A 19,196-nucleotide genomic window follows, 5' to 3' on the forward strand; every position below is an offset into this window, starting at 1 on the left:
CGGTTCAATTGCTGGTCGAACAAAGCGGTATAAACTTCCATCCGGCGCGCATCACTCATCGGGCCCCACAAAAATTCTCCCGATACTTCTTTTATGCGGGATAAATAGCCGGAAGCCATTGCCTGCAAAGTTTCGATGGCAATCAGTGGTTTATCCAACGAAAAACACAAACCTTTGGCCGTAGAAACGCCGATGCGCAAACCGGTGTACGAACCCGGGCCAGAACTTACGGCAACTGCATCCATTTCTTCAAATGTTAACCCGTTCGCCGCAAAAATTTCACCGATAAAAACAGTAATCACTTCGGCATGAATGTTCCTTTGGTTGATGGTTTTGGCAGAAAGCACAGTTCCGTCTTTTGCCAAAGCAACCGAACAAGACGTGGTAGAAGTTTCTATTTGCAGGATTAAACTCATGGTAATTAAGGAACAGGATCGTGGCCGTGGCCGCCCCAGGGGTTGCAGCGGCCGATGCGTTTTAGCGTAAGCCAGCCGCCTTTAAACGGCCCGTATTTTCGGATGGCTTCTATGCCGTATTGCGAGCAGGTTGGCGTGTAGCGGCAGGAAGCACCCAAAATTGGCGAAAGCAGGATTTGGTACAAACGGATCAGCAGCAAAAAAAAACTGCTGATGAGTTGACGTAAAAGTCTTCCAATTGTGTTCACGATGCCAGTTTTTCGGCTAATTGCTGCAAGGCTTTCTGCATTTTTTTCATCATCAAAGCATAATCTTCCACTTCTTTGCCGATGTAAGCCAACGAAACCAGCAATTGCTTTTCCGAAATTTTTACCTGTGGAAACAGAAATTCCTGCTTTTGCTGCCGGTAGCTTTCGCGCATTTTCCGCTTCAATAAATTGCGGTCAACTGCCCGTTTAAACCTTTTTTTGGAGACGGAAAACAGCACTTTAACCGGAACTGCATCTGCAAAAGTTTCCTGCCGCCAGTTCACTTTGTACGGATAACACAAAAAAGAAGAGCTGTTATCGTACAAAGCTGAAATGAGCCTGATGCCGGATAACCGTTCTTCTTTTGGTAAAGTATTCATGAAATTGGAGGGACCGGTTGGTTTAAATCAAGAAACCGGTCAGGTCAGCAGTTCCTGCCGATCACAGGAAAAAAACAAAAGCTTATCCTTTGTGGCGGCGTTCTGAAGATACGCTCAGTTTTTTGCGGCCTTTTGCCCTTCTTGAGGCCAAAACCCTTCTGCCGTTTGCTGATGACATCCGCTCGCGGAAACCATGCTTATTTCTTCTCTTACGCTGTGAAGGCTGGAACGTTCTTTTCATATCTTTGTGGTGTTATACGCTTTTTAAAACAAGAGCGCAAATATAGGGTTGTTTTTTCAAAATTACAACGCAACATTGGATTTTATCCAAAGCTAAATCATCTATTTTTTGTTTTTATGAAATTTTTACCTGCTAAAAGAAGCATTGCCACTATTATTTTGCTGTTTGCATTTTGTGTTGATGCTTTTTCCCAAGATGCTTCTTCTTACAAAATCTATCAAACTTCCACTAAAAAAATAATTACAATTGACGAGTTGGTTAAAGCCTTAAACAAAACCGATGCGGTGTTTTTTGGCGAAGAACACAACGATTCGGTCAGCCATGTTTTGGAAGCAACAATTTTGCAAAAGCTGAACGAAGCGCACCCAAAACAAGTGGCGTTGTCTATGGAAATGTTTGAGACCGATTGCCAGAATGTGTTGAACGAATATTTAGCCGGATTGATCCGCGAGAAAAACTATGTGGTTGATGCACGCGTCTGGCCAAATTATAAAGATTACCGGCCGTTGGTAGAGTATGCAAAAGAAAACCATTTGCCGGTTATTGCCGCAAATGCAGCTTCGCGATATACCAATATGGTTAGCCGATTGGGTTTAAAATCACTGAACCAATTGGATAAAACCGGAAAATCTTACCTGCCGCCCTTGCCGATTGATACCGCAACCGGTGCTTATCTAACTAAGTTTGATGCAATTATGGGCGGCCACGCGATGGGCGGCATGGAAATGTACCAGGCGCAAAACCTGTGGGACGCCACGATGGGTTGGTCAGTCGCTTCTTTCTTAAAAACGCATCTGGGTTTTACGGTTTTTCAGATCAACGGTGGTTTTCATAGTGAGGAAAAGTTGGGCGCAGTTGCCCAGTTTAAAAAGTATTTGCCCCAGGCTTCCGTCAAAAATATTGCGGCTTATGGTTCAGAAGATTTTAATAAACCGGACTGGAATAAGTTGGGTAAAATGGGCGATTTTATAATTGTAACGGAAGGTTTGGGAACGAAAGGTTTTTGATGCTGTTTTTATCGGTTGTTTTTTAGTGTTGAAACAGATTGAAAACCTGTAGTTCAAAAATCGGGATTGTAATAACCGACCAGATCTGGAACGAAGGTTTTCTAATACTGTTTTTATCGGTTGAAAAAGAATCAAATGTGTATATTTGTTTAAGAACCAAATTAAAACATGGAAACTATTTTGCTTCAAATAAACGACCAAAATGCTTATAAACTTATTGAAGGGCTTGAAGCATTGCACCTTGTTAAAGTTCTCAAAAAAAACATCGAACCTAAAAAGAAGTTATCAGAACGATTTGCAGGTTCATTAAAACTTACAGATGCACAATATAACGACTTTCAAAACTTAATAACTGAAGGCCGTAACGAATGGAACAGGGATATTTAATAGATTCAAATGTTATTATTGGTTATCTGGATAATAAGATTCCAACTTCAGGAATGCAATTTTTGAACATTGTAATTGATGACAGTCCTACTATCTCTGTCATAAACAAAATTGAGGTTTTACGCTTCAATTCTCTTGATGAATCAACCTATCAAACTTTGGTTGAATTTGTAAATGAATGTTTGGTATTAAATTTAAATGATAACATTATAAATTTAACAATTAGCATTTGCAAAAATAATAGGATTAAATTGCCAGATGCCGTTATTGCCGCAACAGCATTAGCCAATAATTTAATATTATTGACCCGAAACACAACCGATTTTAAAACAATCAACAATTTAAAAACTTGCAATCCTTGGGAAATCAGGGATACAAGTATCTTAAATTAATTGGAACAAGTTGGCGATTTTGTAATTGTAACGGAAGGCTCGGGAACGAAAGATTTTTGATGCTGTTTTTACCGGGTATTTTTTAGTGTTGAAACAGATTGGAAATCTGTAGCTCAAAAACTGGAATTGCAAATTCAGACCAGTAGAAGCTTTCAACAGTTCTTTGCTTTATCAATATTGTTCATTAGTCAATTTAGCCATCGCTCTTACAGGAAATGTTCCAACGCCTTTAAACTTGGGCGGAATTGCACTAAAAGTAAACCCATTGTTTGGCAATAGATATAAATTGCAAAGATGCTCAACAATCAAAATTTCTACTTCTAAAAGTGTTGTATGAACAGGCCTTGTTTTACCTAATGTATTGTCAATATTATGAGAATCAATACCTACTAATTTAACACCGCAGTTTTTTAAATATTTAGCGGCTTCTTCTGTCAAATAGGGGTGATTTTCATAATACCTTTCTGTATTCCAATTGCTATCCCAACCTGTATGAATTAAAACTGCTTTATTTCTAATTTCGTGATTTTTTAAATGCTCTTCTGTGATTTCTAATGTTTTAGAAAATGGAATTCTTATTACAACTGCGTCAAGGTCTGTAAAACTCTCTAATCCTATTTCTGAAAGGTCTTTACCGTTTTCAAACCTGTGAAAGGGACAGTCAATATACGTTCCCGTATTTGTTACCATCTCAATTTTTCCAATTTGAAATTCCGTTCCTTTCTCGTAAAACTGTTTTGAGTTTTCTCTACTTAAATAGTCACAAATAATAGGTGCTGGCAGACCCTTATAAGTTACAAGACCGTTTTGAATTGTGTGGCTTAAATCAATAAACATATCTTTTATTACTTTTTCGTTAATTAGTTTTCTTTTTTAAGCTTAGTCTTGGATTTCTGGCTCATAGTTTTTTGTTTGTGCAACCATAGAGCCTGAATCCTATTGCTACTTTAGTCAATTTTTAATTAATGTTTACCTATTCCAATAATTTGATCGTTTTAAGTCAATAGTTGGTTTACTATCCAGCATTTACAATCTTAATCTTCAACTAAAAGTTCTAATCTTAATACGGATTATAGTAATTTCACCCATACTTCTTTTACCCCTATTTTTTCTGTCCCGCCAGCAAATCCCGAATCTCCGTCAGCAACATTTCTTCTTTCGTCGCCTTCACTTCCACCGCTGCAACGGGTTGTTTGCGTTGCATTTTATTGATGGCCTGGATAATCAAAAACAAGGCAACGGCTACAATTAAAAACGCAATTACTTGTGATAAAAAGTTGCCATATTTAATAGCCGTTCCGGGGATTACCAACTGGCTTAAATTGGATAGCTTGGCCGCTTTTAATGCAGGCGTTAAAATGGCCGGCGTGATAATATCATCCACCAACGAACTTACAATTTTACCGAAAGCGGCACCAATAACCACACCAATAGCCAGGTCAATCACGTTTCCTTTTAGTGCAAAAGCCTTAAATTCTGTCAAAAAGCCCATATCGTTTATTTTTGGTTTTAAGAATTAATTTGGTGTAAGTTAGTAAAAACTGCCGTATAACAACCAAAAATATGCTGTAAAAACAGCACGTTACCTTTAGGTATCATCAATTTTAATGTATTTTTGAGGCCTCGTATGTTAAGACAAAATTTACAACAAAAACTACTTCAAAAGCTTTCGCCACAGCAAATACAGTTTATCAAATTACTGCAAGTGCCAACGGTTTCTTTAGATGCACGCATCAAAGAAGAGTTGGAGGAAAACCCGGCGCTGGAGGATTTGAGTTTGGCCAATATGACGGAACCCGTGGAGGAATATCCTGACCGCGACCCGGACGACGATAATTTTAATAAAGAAGAGAGCAGCGGTGAAGATTTCGACGAGTTTAACATCGACGAATATTTGCAGGAAGACAACCTGAACGATTACGGCAGCCGTTTCGACCAAAACGGAGACGACGAGGAAGAACGGAAAGAAATGCCGATTGCCATCCAAAGTTCGTTTTTCGAGAAGCTGCAAAACCAGTTGGATTTGCTTCCTTTATCGGATAAAGATTTCAGGGTTTGCCAGCAGATTATCGGCAGTTTGGACGACGATGGTTATCTGCGCCGCCCGATTATGTCCATCACGGATGACTTGGCCTTCTCCCAAAATATTATGGCCGAGGACGAGGAAGTGGAAGACATGCTAAAGGTGATCCAAAGTTTTGACCCAGCCGGCGTTGGCGCGCGCGATTTGCAGGAATGTTTGCTGATCCAGCTTCGGAGAAAAGACACCAATATTCCGGTGATCAGAAAAGCCATCCAGGTGGTGGAACATTATCTGGACGAATTTACGCGGAAACATTACGACAAACTCGAAAAATCTTTAAACCTGCACGATGATGAACTGAAGGAAATTGTGGCCGAAATCTTAAAACTCAACCCAAAACCCGGCGATTCCAACGAGATCAATACCAAGCAAATGCAGGTGATCCCGGATTTTCATATTCGCAACAGTGATGGCGTTTTGATTTTGACTTTGAATGCGAAAAATGCACCGGAACTGCGCGTAAGCCGTTCTTACCAGGATATGTTTCAGCATTATGATAAATCGGCACAAAAAGACAAGAAGCTGAAAGAAGCTGTGCAGTTTGTGAAGCAAAAGCTGGATTCGGCCAAGTGGTTTATTGACGCGATCAAACAACGCCAGCAAACGCTGCTGAAAACGATGAACGCGATTATGCATTATCAGTACGATTTCTTTTTGACGGGCGACGAAAAAAACCTGCGCCCCATGATTTTAAAAGATATTGCAGATAAGATCGGGATGGATATTTCTACGGTTTCGCGCGTTGCCAATTCTAAATATGTGCAAACGGAACATGGCACTTATCTGCTTAAATCTTTCTTTTCGGAAGCCATACAAACTGAAAGCGGCGAAGAAGTTTCCAACAAAGAAGTGAAAAAAATATTGGAAGAAAATATTGCCAAAGAAGACAAACTGCACCCTTTGGCCGATGAAAAACTGACTGAAATTTTAAAAGATGCCGGTTACAACATCGCCCGAAGAACGGTTGCCAAATACCGCGAGCAGATGAACATTCCGGTGGCGCGTTTAAGAAAAGAGCTGTAAATCAAAAACAGTACAATGCTTCTTTTATCGGCTAAAATTTAGTGCGGTAAAAGAAGCATCACCAAAACCTTCTCGGGCAAACCACTTTGTATAAGTTGTTCAGCATCACGCCCAAAATAATTTCGTGCGTACCGTTGCTTACGGTGTTTAAGTTGGATGTGGTATGATCGTAAGCATAACCTACATTTAAAAAGCTGCCGATGTTAATGCCCGCCATGCCGGCAATAGCATCGTTATGGCGGTAAGAAGCCCCGATCCAAAACCTATCCTGAAAAGCCAGTTTCATGTTTACATCAAAAGTAGATGGCACTGGGTTTACATATTTAAACATTACCGAAGGCAGCAAGGTAATATCTTCTGCCAAAAACAGCTTTACGCCTGCCGTTACAAAATAATGCGGCACGGTTTTGCTTTGGTTGTAGTTGGAATTGGAAGAGAAAAACAAGGTTTGCGGCAAAACCTGCTGTGCAGAAACGCCCACAAAATACCGGGCAGAATACGCCCAAACGCCCAGGCCGAGATCTGGTTTGTACTGGCTGTTTTGGCCGTTTGCAATGGCCGGATCGAGCGCATTTTCCAAAGTAATTTGGCTGGTATTTAAATTGATACTGGCCAAACCTGCTGCAACACCAACCGCAATATTCAAGTTGCTGGTGATGCCCAAATGGTAAGCGTAAGTAAGATCGTAATTGTTTTGGGTGATTGGACCGGCTTTATCAGAAACCAAAGTAAAACCAATGCCGTGGTGCGGTGCCGCCGCCTGATAATCTTGCACGTACGACCGGCTCATCGGGTCATCATTTGACCCTGGCTGGCTCATGGGATCGCCCTGAATAAATTTATTGCCAATTGGTGTTTGGATGGTAAAAAACATCGTTACCGGCGCACCATCCAGGCCCGACCACTGGTTGCGGTAGCCAGCCTTAATATCAGTATAACTTTCAATCCCGGTTATGGCTGGGTTGAGCAGGTAATTGTTGAAAATATATTGGGTATACTGCGGCTTTTGCTGCGCCCACGCTCCCATTGCACAAAAACAGTATAAAAAAGTAAAAATTAGTTTCCTCATCGCTTATCTGATAATGGTGATCGGGCCTGCCATTCTGCTTCTTCCGCTGCCCGGGTTAATAACATAAAAATAGGTTCCCACTGGTAATTCTGCCCCTTTATAACGTCCGTCCCAAGGTATGGAATATCCTTTAGAGTAATAAATTTGCTGTCCGTAGCGGTTATATATTTCTACGGTAACGTCCGGATAGCTGTCTAAATTTTGGATGTTCCAAATATCGTTGATGCCATCGTTATTGGGTGTAAAAGTATTTGGGATTACCGGCGCTTTCAATACGGTTACCATAACTTCATCTGCGATGGTACAACCACCATCGGCAGAAGATACCGTGAGCTTATAAATAGTATTTACGTTTGGCCTGGCAACCGGGTTTAAAATATTATCGAAGTTTAAACCGGTGGAAGGTGTCCATTTATACGTCAGTTTATTGCCGGATGCGGTTGCATTTAGTGTAGCACTTTCCCCTTCCGGGATCAATATATCTTTGCCTGCATTTACTTTTGGTGTCGGATAAACGGTGATTTGTTTTGAAACCGTATCGGCACAGCCATTCTGTGCCGTAAAAATATAAGTGATGGTTTGGATGCCCAGCCCTGTCGCCGCCGGGCTGAACAAGCCCGAAGCCGAAATGCCTTTGCCCGAAAAAGTACCTGTTCCGTTAGCGCCGTTCAGTTCTGTAGCGACAACCTGGAACGGGTCAATTTCTGCACAAGTACTGGCTGGGATGGATAACGAAACTTGCGGATCGGCATTAACCGTAACCACCTGCATTTTTTCGTCTACACAAGTAATGCCCGAATAAGCACGCATCAAAACCGTATAGTTGATGGTAGCCGGGGCATGAAAAACCGGATATTGGTGGCTGTACAATTTATCGGTTTCCGGGCTGTCATCGGTTTCAAACTGGTCCGGATGGTTGGTATAATCGTAATAAACCACCACCTTGCTCAGCTTTCCAAAGTCAACAGAAGATTTATTTCTGATCATCAACGCCTGTTTGCTGCACATACTACCGGTATTTAAAACGGTAAAATCAGCTTTTGGCGTTGCCCCGTTTACCGTAAAATTCATTGTCGTATCGGCAAAACAACCGTCTGCAGAAGTAACCGTTAATTTAACCTGATAAAGTGCCGCGTTAGTATATTTATGCTGTGGGTTTTTTTGGGTGGAAGTATTCGGGTTGGCCGGAGTTGCAGCGGCATCGCCAAAATTCCACAAGTACGTAAAGCCTGATTCGGTATGGTCGCTAATACTGCTTTTATCGGTAAAATTTGCGTACGTATCTGACAAACAAACTTTAGGCAAAACAAAATCAGGAACAGGCAGCGGATGAATGATTAACGGAACGCCAACCGAATCACTGTGGCAACCTAAATTGGTGTAAGTAATTAATTGCACATTGTAGTTTCCTGCATTTTTATAAGTATGTTGGAATGGTGCGTTGCTCGTTTGCGTTTGCTTCGTTCCATCGCCAAAACTCCAAACCCAACTGTTGATGGTGCCTTCGGCGGAAGTTGATTGATCTGTGATGGTAACCGCTTTGCTGGCACAATCCGGATTGGAAACTATAAACTTGGAAACCGGCTTGGCATAGATATGTACTTTTTGGGAATCCAAAGCCGAAGTACAACCATTGGAATTGGTAACCATTAAAGTGGCTATAAAATCTCCTGATTGCTTGTAAGTATGCGTTGGGTTTTGTACGCTTGAAGTTGTGCCATCGCCAAAATTCCAGTTCCAGGCTTTGATGGTTGCCCCTGCCCCATTGCTTTTATCAGTAAAACTTAAAGTGTCCGACGGGCAATTTTGGGCTCGGGCAGTAAACGCAACAACCGGATTGTCATAAACCGTAAAATCAATATTCACTTCTTCATACGTTCCGCAGGCATCTGCAATGGCATTAAAAGCTTTAACCTTTACATCGTACAAGCCAGGTTTTGCATAAGCAACCATTTTTGGATAGCTATACGTGTACAAAGGCTTGTTGTCTTTAACCGTTTGGCTAACCAAGGTTGGATTATTGTCGGTAAAAACAGCATTGCCGTTTTGCGGGTCCCAAATAAGCTGTTTGGTTTGGAACGGGAGCGAAACTTCCAGCCTTACATTGTTACCAACACAAGTGCTGGCAATGCTGTCGCCAATGCTGTTTTTAACTTGCACAAACTCGTTCAGGTTCCGCAAGTTTGTCCCGGCCGAGTAACCGTAAGACTCGGCATTGCCAAAACCATAAGCAATGGCATTAAAACCAGTTGAAGCTTTGATATTGTGCGTGCCCGAAGCAACCGGAAATTGTCCGTAAGCATAAGCCGTATTTCCCGGAACCGGTTTAAAACCAGCGGCAGGCACCGAACCGTCAATCGTAAAACTTGGCGCTGCCGAAGTGGCAATAATGACGTTGATGTAACTTTGCAAAATACGGTAAGCCGTTGGCGAATAAAGCGTTACGTTATTTACAATTTGCTCAATCGGGTTAAGGTAGATCATTTCCGGGTCGCCCACATCGGCTCCGGGCGGTGGCGTAACCGGGCTGGAATTGGTTTGCGTAATGGCATATTGCACCACCTGGATCGGTTTATCGGCACTGATTACGTTGGGCGTTGTGCTGTTAAACTCGTAATAAAAACCATTGGTAAAAGAAGCATTGCTTAAAACCGAACCGTTTAAAGTTACTTTGGTAGATGGGTCGCTGATGATGATCCGGAAAGTATCATAAGGCCGGTGGCTAAGCGGCGCGCTTACATAATTTCTGCCCCAAGATGCGGTTGGATAAACCTGCTGAAAAAGGTTATCTGAAGAAGTTGTCAAACCGTTGCCGATATAAATTTTACTGCTTCCGGAGAAAACCGCAATCCTTTTGCAAACATTTGTGCCAGAACTAACCGAACGGATGCGCGTGCCGGTCAAATCCGTAGCCGACAATCCCTGGTAAAGTTCGCCTTTTTTCAGATTCAAAGTGAAAGGCACATTAGCAGCTTTTCCGCTCAGCAAGGTTGCGGCTGGCGTAACTTCAACCATTGTAGAATCCTCGGTAGCAACCACCACAAAAGCCGAATAAGAATTTCCCTCGTTCGAGCGTTGCGTATAATTGATCGAGTAATAATCTTTAGCCAAAGTATTCACCGGCAAAACCAATGTGGCGCCTGAAACATTGGAAGCATAAATATGGGCATAAACCACAATCGGGTTGGCGGCGGTAATGTGGATGCCTTTTAACGATTGCCCTTCGGTGCCTAGAAAAGCAGATTGTGGCATCACCACTTCGGTAACCTGGTTGGCCGTAACATTAAAACTCGTTGAATAGCTTCCATCGGCAACGGTTATGGTACCCGAAGTGCTGATATCGGAAGTTAAATACAAACTCATCTGGCAAGACGAATTGCTGGTAACTCCGCGGACATTGTCCATATAAGCCACCCAAAAATCCGTTCCTTTGTTGGTTTGCGCAAAAACCGAACCGGCAAAGGCAAGCATCAGCAACAAATAAAAAATACAGAAAGTAAATTTTTTTATCATGCTTCTTTTACTGCCTTAATTTTTGTGCCCACAATTTTTGGTTTCTCGGTAACCTATAAATTTTATTAAGCGTATAAAAGTTAAATCGGATAAGTTATGCTCATTATTTCACTGACAATCTTTCTTTACAAAAAATTTTTTCAGCAAAAAAACATCCGAACATACTAAAAAAAAGCAGTTTAAATTATACTATTTCAAATTTTAATATTTGAAAAACCAGTCGGCTTCTTCAGGCAATATTTTTGTTTGGAAAGAGAATTGAACCGTAAACTTGTTTCGGTTTATTTTGAACGAAGCAAAAATGGACGAAGCTTTAATCTTAAAAAAACACCGGTAAAAACAGTATCATAGCTGATCTTTTAAAACCTGCCAAACATTTTGCGCCACAATTTTTGCGCCTTTTGCCGTTGGGTGGATGCCGTCGCGCTGGTTTAAATCCCGGTTTCCCGCTACATTTTCTAATAAAAAAGGCACCAAAGCCATGTTGTTCTTTTTGGCCAACTTTGGAAAAACTTTTTTGAAATCGCTGGCATACGTTCCGCCCATGTTTGGCGGCACCTGCATGCCCGTCATCACCAATTTTGCTTTCGGGTATTTTGCTTTTACCTGATCAATGATGGATTGCAAACTTGCTTCCGTTTCGGCAACTGGAATTCCGCGTAAACCATCGTTCGCGCCCAATTCCAACACAAAAACATTCACCGGCTGGCGCAGCAACCAATTGATCCGGTTCTTGCCATCCGACGAAGTTTCTCCGCTTAAACCACCGTTTACCACTTTATAAGGCAGTTTCAGCGAATCAATAGTTTGCTGAATAACAGACGGAAAAGCATCGTTTTGCGGATCATCTAAACCGTAACCGGCCGTTAAACTATTTCCGAAAAACAAGATACTTTTTTGCGATTGCGTTTTAGCCGATACTTCTTTTACCGTATCTTTTTCAGTGTTGGTTTTAGGTTGAGAACTGTTTCCGCACCCGCAGAAAAAAACCAGGAACACAAGCGCGGAAAAGGGAAATAATTTTTGCATAAAAGCGTAACAAAATTGCTGAAATTGTTTCTTAAACATAAGCCCGACATTTAAGTTTAGCTTTAAACGTACATTTCCACATATTTAATCTTTCAATCTTTTGAACAATATCCTCAAAATAGAAAACCTCACCAAAACATATAAAAGTGCAGGCAATACTTTAACCGTTTTAAACAATATCAATTTTTCGGTGGATGAAGGTTCCACTTTTGCCATTGTTGGCCCTTCCGGCAGCGGAAAAACCACGTTGCTTGGCCTTTGCGCCGGTTTAGACCGTTCCACTTCCGGCTTGGTGGAACTCAACAACATTCGTTTGGATAATTTAAGCGAAGATGAACGCGCACAAGTCCGCAACCAATATGTGGGTTTTATCTTTCAAAACTTTCAGTTGCTGCCTACGCTGACTGCGTTGGAAAACGTGATGGTTCCGTTGGAATTGCGGGGCGAGAAAAACAGCCGCGCCCGCTCGATGGATTTGCTGGATAAAGTTGGGCTGGCAGACCGAAGCCATCATTATCCAACCCAACTTTCGGGCGGCGAGCAGCAGCGTATTTCTTTGGCGCGTGCCTTTTCCAATCAGCCAAAAATTTTGTTTGCCGATGAACCGACAGGAAACCTGGACGCCGAAACCAGCGAAAAAATGGTAAAGCTTTTGTTTGACCTGAACCGCGAAAGCGGGACCACACTGATTTTGGTAACGCATGATATGGAACTGGCTTCTAAAACCCAGCGCATTATCCGCATCAAAGGCGGCAATTTAATTTCTGATGAGCGCACCGCCGCCGCAATTTAACACATACTTCTTTTATCGCCCTTTTTTTAATGAACACAGATTCCATCAATTATAAACGCCCCATCAATTTTGGCTGGCTGCTGCAAATGGCCTGGCGCGACAGCCGTAAAAACCGGTCGCGGCTGTTCCTTTTTATTTCTTCCATTGTGCTGGGCATCGCCTCGCTCGTTGCCATTTATTCTTTCGGTTTTAATTTGAGGCAGGATATTGACCGGCAGGCCGCAGAACTGGTTGGTGCTGACATCGTAATTTCGGGCAACAAACCGCTTTCGCCCCAAATTCAAAGTCTGGTTGATTCTTTAGGCGACCGAAAATCAACCCAACGCAGTTTTGTTTCGATGGCACTTTTCACCAAAAACCAAGGAACGCGTTTTGTAGAAGTTCGTGCTTTACAAGGCGATTTTCCCTATTATGGTTCCATTGAAACCACGCCGGCTTCCGCAGCAACCACTTTCCGGAAGAAACAGCAAGTGCTGGCCGACCGCAACCTGATGCTGCAATTTAACGCGCATCCCGGCGATTCCATCAAAATAGGAAAAGTAACGTTTGCCATTGCCGGTATTTTGGACAAAGCGCCTGGGCAAACCAGCATTTCTGCTTCTGTTGCGCCGGTAATTTATATGCCGCTCTCCTACCTCGAACAAACTGGTTTGATGCAGCGTGGCAGCCGTATTAATTACAGTTATTACATCAAGTATGACCGCAAAGAAAACATCGAAAAACTGACCACCAACATAGAACCGCGTTTAGATAAAGAAGATTTGAGTTTGCAAACGGTGGCTTCGCAAAAAGAACAAACTTCGCGTTCTTTTGAGGATCTCACACATTTTTTGGCTTTGGTTGGCTTTGTGGCTTTGCTTTTGGGTTGCATCGGCGTGGCCAGTTCCATCCATATTTATGTGCGCGAAAAGCTGAAAGCAATTGCCATTATGCGTTGTTTGGGCGTAAAATCTACCGAAGCTTTTTTGATTTACCTGATCCAGATCGTCATCATCGGTTTTATCGGTTCAGTTTTGGGCGCGGTTTTAGGAACACTGGTGCAGCAAATTCTACCGATTGCTTTTAAAGATTTTCTGCCGATTGAAATTACAGTTGAAGTTTCCTGGGCTTCCATCGGCACCGGAATTTTGTTGGGCGTAGTCATTTCATTGTTGTTTGCTTTGCTGCCGCTGGTTTCGGTTCGAAATATTTCTCCGTTAAACACTTTGCGCGTTTCGGATGAATCCGTCAACCAAAAACGCGACCCTTTAAAATGGCTGGTTTATTTACTGATTGTGGCTTTTATTACTGTTTTTACCTACCTGCAATTGAATAGTTGGAAACAGGCATTGTCTTTTACCGCGTTTGTGCTGCTGGCGTTTTTTGTGCTGACCGGAATTGCCACGCTGATTATGTGGTTGCTGCGCAAATTCCTGCCGCTTTCCTGGAGTTATTTGTGGCGGCAAGGTTTTGCCAACTTGTACCGGCCCAACAACCAAACCATTATTTTGCTAGTTTCCATTGGTTTGGGCACTGCTTTTATCAGTACTTTATTTTTTATCCAATCCATTTTGTTAAGCCGGATTAACCTTTCTTCCGGCGGCAATCAGCCTAATTTAATTTTGTTTGACATCCAAAGCAACCAGCAACAGCAAGTCGTGGATTTAACCAAACAACAACATTTGCCGGTGTTTGGAATGGTGCCGATTGTAACCATTCGTTTGGAAGAACTAAACGGAAAGAACGCCGCTTTCTACAAAAAAGACACTTCCAAACATGTTTCCCGTCAGGTTTTTAGTCGCGAATACCGTGTTTCCTACCGCGATTCGTTGGTTTCTTCGGAGAAAATAACGGCAGGCAACTGGATTGGAAAAGCTGATCCTGCTGCCAACAACATTCCCATTTCCATCGAAGAGAAATTTGCACAGCACAACCACATCAAAATTGGCGACAAACTTTTGTTCAACGTGCAAGGTGTAAACATGGAAACGCATATTGCCAGCTTTCGGAAAGTAAATTGGAACCGCATCCAAACCAATTTCCTTGTGCTGTTTCCCAAAGGTGTTTTAGAGCAGGCGCCGCAATATTTTGTTTTTACCACGCACGTACCTTCTACCACCGCTTCGGCCAAATACCAGCAGGCCGTGGTGAAGCAATTTCCCAATGTTTCGATTATTGATCTGGCTTTGGTTTTAAAATTATTGGACGATATTTTGGGCAAGATTAGTTTCGTCATCCGTTTTATGGCAGGTTTCAGTATTTTAACCGGATTGATTGTGTTGGTTTCTTCCGTGCTCATCAGCAAATACCAGCGCATCCAGGAAAGCGTATTGTTGCGGACTTTGGGCGCTAGCAAAAGGCAAATCCTGATTATCACCGGGCTGGAATACTTTTTCCTCGGCTCCATTGCGGCGTTAACCGGTATTTTAATTTCCGTGCCGGGAAGCTGGGCTTTGGCCAAATACAGTTTTGATACCGCCTTTTCGCCGCCTTTGCTGCCCGTGGTCATCCTGTTTTTTGTAGTCGCGCTGATTACGGTTCTGATCGGCCTGTTTAACAGTCGCGGTATTTTAAACAAGCCGCCGTTAGAAGTTTTACGATCAGATGTGTAACCGAAATTTATTTTCGAGAAAAATAAAAAAAGGTGTAACTATTCGCTATCGCTTGCCGTAGAAGTAAGTGGTTTTAGAATTATTTGGTTAATGTTCTGTTTTAGTTAAAATCCCTGCCGGAGACGGTGGGGATTTTTTTGTTTATTTTTGACCTTAAGCCTAATACTTTTGAATTAAATATATATTTTAGAAAAGTAATTAAACTTATTACTACTGTAAAATAACGGCATTAAGATATAGTAAAAAATGAACTTAAAGGACTTAACAACATCTATTTATGATTTATTCAATAATAATCCACTTTTAAATTTAATATCACTATTACTGGCTATTCTTGGAATTGTTTTTACGATTTACTTCTATTTTAAAAGTAAAAAAAGCAGGTTACCAGTTTACATTATAAGAACGATAAATTTGGTAAAAGAAAAGTTCCAGAAAATTGACACAGTTCAAATCCTATACTCAGGCGAGAAAGTTAACAATCTTTCTATTTCTAAGATAGCTTTTTGGAACGACGGAAAGGAGACAATTGATTCAAGTAATGTTGCGATAAATCATCCTTTAAAACTAAATATATCAGAGGAATTTGATATTCTATATGCAGAAATATTGTTTCAAAAAAATAATTCTAATGATTTCAAAATAGATATTAGTGAAGACAATAAGTCAATATCAATAATTTTCGATTTTTTTGATTACGAGGATGGTATAGTTTTACAACTCTTTCATACTGGAAATTCAAGCGACGACTTATCTATTTCAGGAACAATAAAATCCGTTAAAAACATTAGACGAAAAGAAATTAACTATTCAATATTACCCTTAAGAATATTCGAAATATTAAATGGTAACATAACAAAAATTAAACGAAAAACAATGATAAGAATTTTAGGATGGGTAACTATTTTAGTGGGTATTCTTTTTTGTACAATTTCTTTTTACAATCCCCATAAATTAGAACCTGTGACTGAAAACTCTCCCTTTTTTAATATAATTCTTCCATTGTTAGGTATTCCTTATATTTATTTAGGTTATAAAATGTTGATTAAACACATTCCAAAAGGTTTTGACATTTTTAATGAAGAATTTTAGAATAATACAAAGAGAAAATTTTTAGTTAATCCATCAGTCCAAATTTACAATCTATAATCTATATTTTTGAGTTTCATGTTTCTAACTTACTTTCTAAACTAACATTAACTTCTACCCTATAAAAGAAGCATACCTAATTTTTACAGTACAAAACCGTAACCTATTCAAACAAGTAAACAAAAAACCCTAACAAAACAATATAAATTTGCTGACCAAGTTAGGCAACCAATATGAAGGCAAAATACATCAACCCGTTTACCGATTTTGGCTTTAAAAAGATTTTTGGCGAAGAAGCCAGCAAGCCGCTTTTGCTTGATTTTTTGAATGCGCTTTTGCCTCAAACCAACAAAATAGCAGATTTAACCTTTAAAAACACCGAACAATTAGGACAAACAGAAGTCGACCGAAAAGCTATTTACGATATTTATTGTGAAAATGAAAATGGCGAAAAGTTTATTGTGGAACTACAAAAAGCCAAACAAAACTATTTTAAGGAAAGGACTATTTACTATTCCACTTTTCCGATTCGCGAACAGGCCGAAAAAGGCGAATGGAATTACAATTTAAAAGCAGTTTATTGTGTTGGTATTTTGGATTTTACTTTTGACGATTACAAAAACGAAACCGAGAAAAGCGAAGTTGTGCATACAATTAAGTTGAAAAACCAAAATGGTAAAACTTTTTATGACAAGCTGACTTACATCTATCTTGAAATGCCAAATTTCAAAAAAACGGAAGCCGAACTGGAAAGCCGCTTAGACAAGTGGTTGTATTTTATTAAAAATTTGGAAGACTTTCAAACCATCCCAACAATTTTTAAAGATGAAGTTTTTATACAAGCTTTTGAAAAAGCCGAACTTGCAAAGTTTAACCAAATTGAATTGGACAATTACGAAAACAGTTTGAAAAGCTATCGTGATTTAAAAGGTGTTATTGACACCGCTTTTGATGAAGGCAAGACAGAAGGTAAATTAGAAGGCAAGTTAGAAGTTGCAAAAAGGATGAAATTAAAAGGGCTTTCACCAAAGGACATAGCTGAATTAACCGGACTTTCTGAGAATGAAATAGAAAAGTTATGATCAAAACTTTAAAAACAACGTTTACTTCTAAAACATTGAAATTTGAAAAGAAAATTAGTAACCGAAAAAATAATTTCTACACAGCTAAAAATAATTTCAAAAAACTGTAACCCTTTTAACCAAGCCACCGTACAAGTAAGCGGTTTTAGAAATTATTTGGTTAATGTTCTGTTTTAGTTCAATCCCTGCTTTGCAAAAGGCAGGGATTTTTTTGTGAAGGCTTGGTTCACCTTCCGCAAAATTTTAGTTACATGCTTCTTTTATCAACTAAAAACTAAGGTTACATAAATCTTTAGCCGAAATTCTGTTACTTTTAGCCATGCGGTTTTGTTTGTGCTTTTCGGGTTTTTTGCCAGCCGTTTTATGGCGCAAACCGGCAACATCAACACCAATTTTTATACGATAAAAGAAGCATTCTAAATTTCCCCGGTTTAGATTAAAACCTACTTTCAAACCTGGTTTTTTGTTTACAATATAAAGCCTGTTTAAATTCTGTTCATTTTATTTTTTATGCTTCTTTTATTACCTAAAAATTGGAGAAATTAATTTTTTGATTTTTGGGTTGATGCTAACACCAATTTTTGTAAGGGAAAAGAAGCATTAACATTTTTTCTTATATAAATTTAAACAGGCTCATAGAAACGACAAATTAAAATTTATTTGCTTTAACAAATCCAAACAGCAGAAACCTGGCTTTTAAACTTTTTTTGTTTGGCAATGGTTGTACACTATTTACTTTAACTGTTTGAGCCATAACTTTAATTTACTTTGCTTCTTCTGTATATGGCCGGGGTTTGGCCGGTTTTGGTTTTAAAAACTCTGTTAAATGCAGCTTCCGACTGATAACCAACATTTACCGCTATCGCACTGATGTTATCGGTATTTGTTATTAAAATTTCTTTGGCCTTCATAATTCGCCAGTTGGTGAGGTAATTTAAGGGCGTCTCGCCAATCAATTTTTTAAAGCGGTTGAAAAAAACCGACCTCGACATTCCAATCTCGCGTGCCAGCAATTCTAACGTCCATTCGATGTGTGGCGAATCCTGCATTAATTTCAAAGCTTTGCTGATCCTGGTGTCGTTCAATGCAGAAAGAAAACCGCTTTCCGGAGCGTCCTGCTCCAGATAAGCCCTTATAATGTTGATAAAAGCCATTTCTGCCAGGCACTTCAGCATTACTTTACTGCCTGGCTTTTCATCGTTCAGTTCGGCAAGAATCAATTGAGCCGTATGCTGTAGCAATAGCTGATGTTTGGTTTCAAATTGAGTTATGTGGATAATTTGCGGTAAATCTTTCAAAAAAGGATGGATGTCCTGGTCTTCAAATTGAAAATGGCCTCCGATAATGGTTGTTTCCTCTCCCCCGGTACAAAAAATAGGAATACCCGTTTGCCGCGCTTTAACATATTCAGCCGAGGGCACACGCCTGCTTGTTGTTTTATCTGCTATCCAATGCGAAGAGCCATGCGGGATAAATACCAAATCCCCTTCTTTCATTTCAACGGTTAGTCCGTTAGATAAGCCAATAAAACAGCTTCCTTTAATCAACCTCCAAAATTGTGAGTTTTCATCCTTCGCTACATCCAAACCCCAGGGAGACGAAACGACAAGCTTATTGTATACTATACTTTTAAGTTTTGTTGCTTCTATTACGGTACTTAAAGCGTCCATTTAAATAAATTGATACGAATGAGCAAATATAAAACATCTTTTAATACCATGAGTGTTAAAACGGAAAACTATTTTTGTACTGTAAATAATCAAAACATTAAGAACAACTGTAAAACCTACAACCGGATCATAATAAAATAATTAGAAAACGAATCCGATCCTGTCAACAAAATTATATCAACA

Annotated in this window: 18 protein-coding genes; 8 read left to right on the plus strand and 10 right to left on the minus strand. The window is 40.2% G+C overall.

Going from position 1 to position 19,196, the window contains the following annotated elements:
• From tsaB to rpmH, 4 genes are all read right to left on the minus strand, one after another.
• Positions 1-416 (minus strand): tRNA (adenosine(37)-N6)-threonylcarbamoyltransferase complex dimerization subunit type 1 TsaB (gene tsaB / locus Q0192_RS05510; protein WP_299287305.1); only part of this gene is annotated, 416 nt, incomplete at its 3' end.
• A gap of 5 nt (positions 417-421) precedes the next feature.
• Entirely contained in the window at positions 422-664 is a 243-nt protein-coding gene (gene yidD, locus Q0192_RS05515; protein WP_299287308.1) for a membrane protein insertion efficiency factor YidD, read from the minus strand.
• Complete coding sequence (locus Q0192_RS05520) at positions 661-1,044, minus strand: ribonuclease P protein component (protein ID WP_299287311.1); 384 nt, start codon at positions 1,042-1,044, stop codon at positions 661-663. The genes yidD and Q0192_RS05520 overlap by 4 nt, the downstream gene beginning before the upstream one ends.
• A gap of 82 nt (positions 1,045-1,126) precedes the next feature.
• Positions 1,127-1,285 (minus strand): 50S ribosomal protein L34, encoded by a 159-nt coding sequence (rpmH, locus tag Q0192_RS05525; RefSeq protein WP_299287314.1) that lies wholly within the window; start codon positions 1,283-1,285, stop codon positions 1,127-1,129.
• Positions 1,286-1,401: 116 nt separating this feature from the next.
• On the opposite strand from rpmH, the gene Q0192_RS05530 reads away from it, so the two are divergent.
• The 3 genes from Q0192_RS05530 to Q0192_RS05540 all read left to right on the plus strand — a co-directional run bounded on the left by Q0192_RS05530 (position 1,402) and on the right by Q0192_RS05540 (position 3,071).
• A complete protein-coding gene (locus tag Q0192_RS05530; protein WP_299287317.1) occupies positions 1,402-2,292 on the plus strand; it encodes a ChaN family lipoprotein in 891 nt (296 codons plus the stop codon).
• 168 nt (positions 2,293-2,460) lie between these two features.
• Positions 2,461-2,679, plus strand: coding sequence for a hypothetical protein (locus Q0192_RS05535; RefSeq protein ID WP_299287320.1), 219 nt, complete (start codon positions 2,461-2,463; stop codon positions 2,677-2,679).
• Positions 2,661-3,071: a type II toxin-antitoxin system VapC family toxin gene (locus Q0192_RS05540; RefSeq protein ID WP_299287323.1), complete on the plus strand. Its 411-nt coding sequence runs from the start codon at positions 2,661-2,663 to the stop codon at positions 3,069-3,071. The genes Q0192_RS05535 and Q0192_RS05540 overlap by 19 nt, the downstream gene beginning before the upstream one ends.
• A 171-nt stretch (positions 3,072-3,242) precedes the next feature.
• Here the strand turns inward: Q0192_RS05540 and Q0192_RS05545 are convergent, their stop codons facing one another.
• Positions 3,243-3,908 (minus strand): cyclase family protein, encoded by a 666-nt coding sequence (locus Q0192_RS05545; protein ID WP_299287326.1) that lies wholly within the window; start codon positions 3,906-3,908, stop codon positions 3,243-3,245.
• Positions 3,909-4,173: 265 nt separating this feature from the next.
• A complete protein-coding gene (mscL, locus tag Q0192_RS05550; protein ID WP_299287329.1) occupies positions 4,174-4,563 on the minus strand; it encodes a large conductance mechanosensitive channel protein MscL in 390 nt (129 codons plus the stop codon).
• 135 nt (positions 4,564-4,698) lie between these two features.
• On the opposite strand from mscL, the gene rpoN reads away from it, so the two are divergent.
• Positions 4,699-6,177 (plus strand): RNA polymerase factor sigma-54, encoded by a 1,479-nt coding sequence (gene rpoN, locus Q0192_RS05555; RefSeq protein WP_299287331.1) that lies wholly within the window; start codon positions 4,699-4,701, stop codon positions 6,175-6,177.
• Positions 6,178-6,235: 58 nt separating this feature from the next.
• Here the strand turns inward: rpoN and Q0192_RS05560 are convergent, their stop codons facing one another.
• The 3 genes from Q0192_RS05560 to Q0192_RS05570 form a co-directional block, all read right to left on the minus strand.
• The gene (locus Q0192_RS05560; protein ID WP_299287334.1) at positions 6,236-7,246 is read right to left on the minus strand and encodes a type IX secretion system membrane protein PorP/SprF; all 1,011 of its coding nucleotides are present in this window, start codon (positions 7,244-7,246) and stop codon (positions 6,236-6,238) included.
• A 3-nt stretch (positions 7,247-7,249) separates the two neighbouring features.
• Positions 7,250-10,759, minus strand: a complete 3,510-nt coding sequence (locus Q0192_RS05565; protein ID WP_299287337.1) for a PKD domain-containing protein — start codon at positions 10,757-10,759, stop codon at positions 7,250-7,252.
• Positions 10,760-11,104: 345 nt separating this feature from the next.
• Positions 11,105-11,788 carry an arylesterase gene (locus Q0192_RS05570; RefSeq protein WP_299287340.1) on the minus strand — a complete coding sequence of 228 codons (684 nt, stop codon included), beginning with the start codon at positions 11,786-11,788 and terminating at the stop codon, positions 11,105-11,107.
• 100 nt (positions 11,789-11,888) lie between these two features.
• On the opposite strand from Q0192_RS05570, the gene Q0192_RS05575 reads away from it, so the two are divergent.
• The 4 genes from Q0192_RS05575 (at position 11,889) to Q0192_RS05590 (ending at position 17,343) form a co-directional block, all read left to right on the plus strand.
• Positions 11,889-12,581, plus strand: a complete 693-nt coding sequence (locus tag Q0192_RS05575) for an ABC transporter ATP-binding protein (RefSeq protein WP_299287343.1) — start codon at positions 11,889-11,891, stop codon at positions 12,579-12,581.
• Positions 12,582-12,610: 29 nt separating this feature from the next.
• On the plus strand, positions 12,611-15,172 hold the full coding sequence (locus tag Q0192_RS05580) for an FtsX-like permease family protein (protein WP_299287346.1): 2,562 nt from the start codon (positions 12,611-12,613) through the stop codon (positions 15,170-15,172).
• A gap of 246 nt (positions 15,173-15,418) precedes the next feature.
• Positions 15,419-16,264: a hypothetical protein gene (locus tag Q0192_RS05585; RefSeq protein ID WP_299287349.1), complete on the plus strand. Its 846-nt coding sequence runs from the start codon at positions 15,419-15,421 to the stop codon at positions 16,262-16,264.
• A 230-nt stretch (positions 16,265-16,494) separates the two neighbouring features.
• Positions 16,495-17,343, plus strand: a complete 849-nt coding sequence (locus Q0192_RS05590; RefSeq protein WP_299287352.1) for an Rpn family recombination-promoting nuclease/putative transposase — start codon at positions 16,495-16,497, stop codon at positions 17,341-17,343.
• A 758-nt stretch (positions 17,344-18,101) separates the two neighbouring features.
• On the opposite strand, the gene Q0192_RS05595 is transcribed toward Q0192_RS05590, so the two are convergent.
• Positions 18,102-19,013: an AraC family transcriptional regulator gene (locus Q0192_RS05595; protein ID WP_299287355.1), complete on the minus strand. Its 912-nt coding sequence runs from the start codon at positions 19,011-19,013 to the stop codon at positions 18,102-18,104.
• Positions 19,014-19,196: the final 183 nt, after the last annotated feature.

The sequence above is a fragment of the uncultured Mucilaginibacter sp. genome, from assembly GCF_937859865.1.
Taxonomy (GTDB): Bacteria; Bacteroidota; Bacteroidia; order Sphingobacteriales; family Sphingobacteriaceae; genus Mucilaginibacter_A.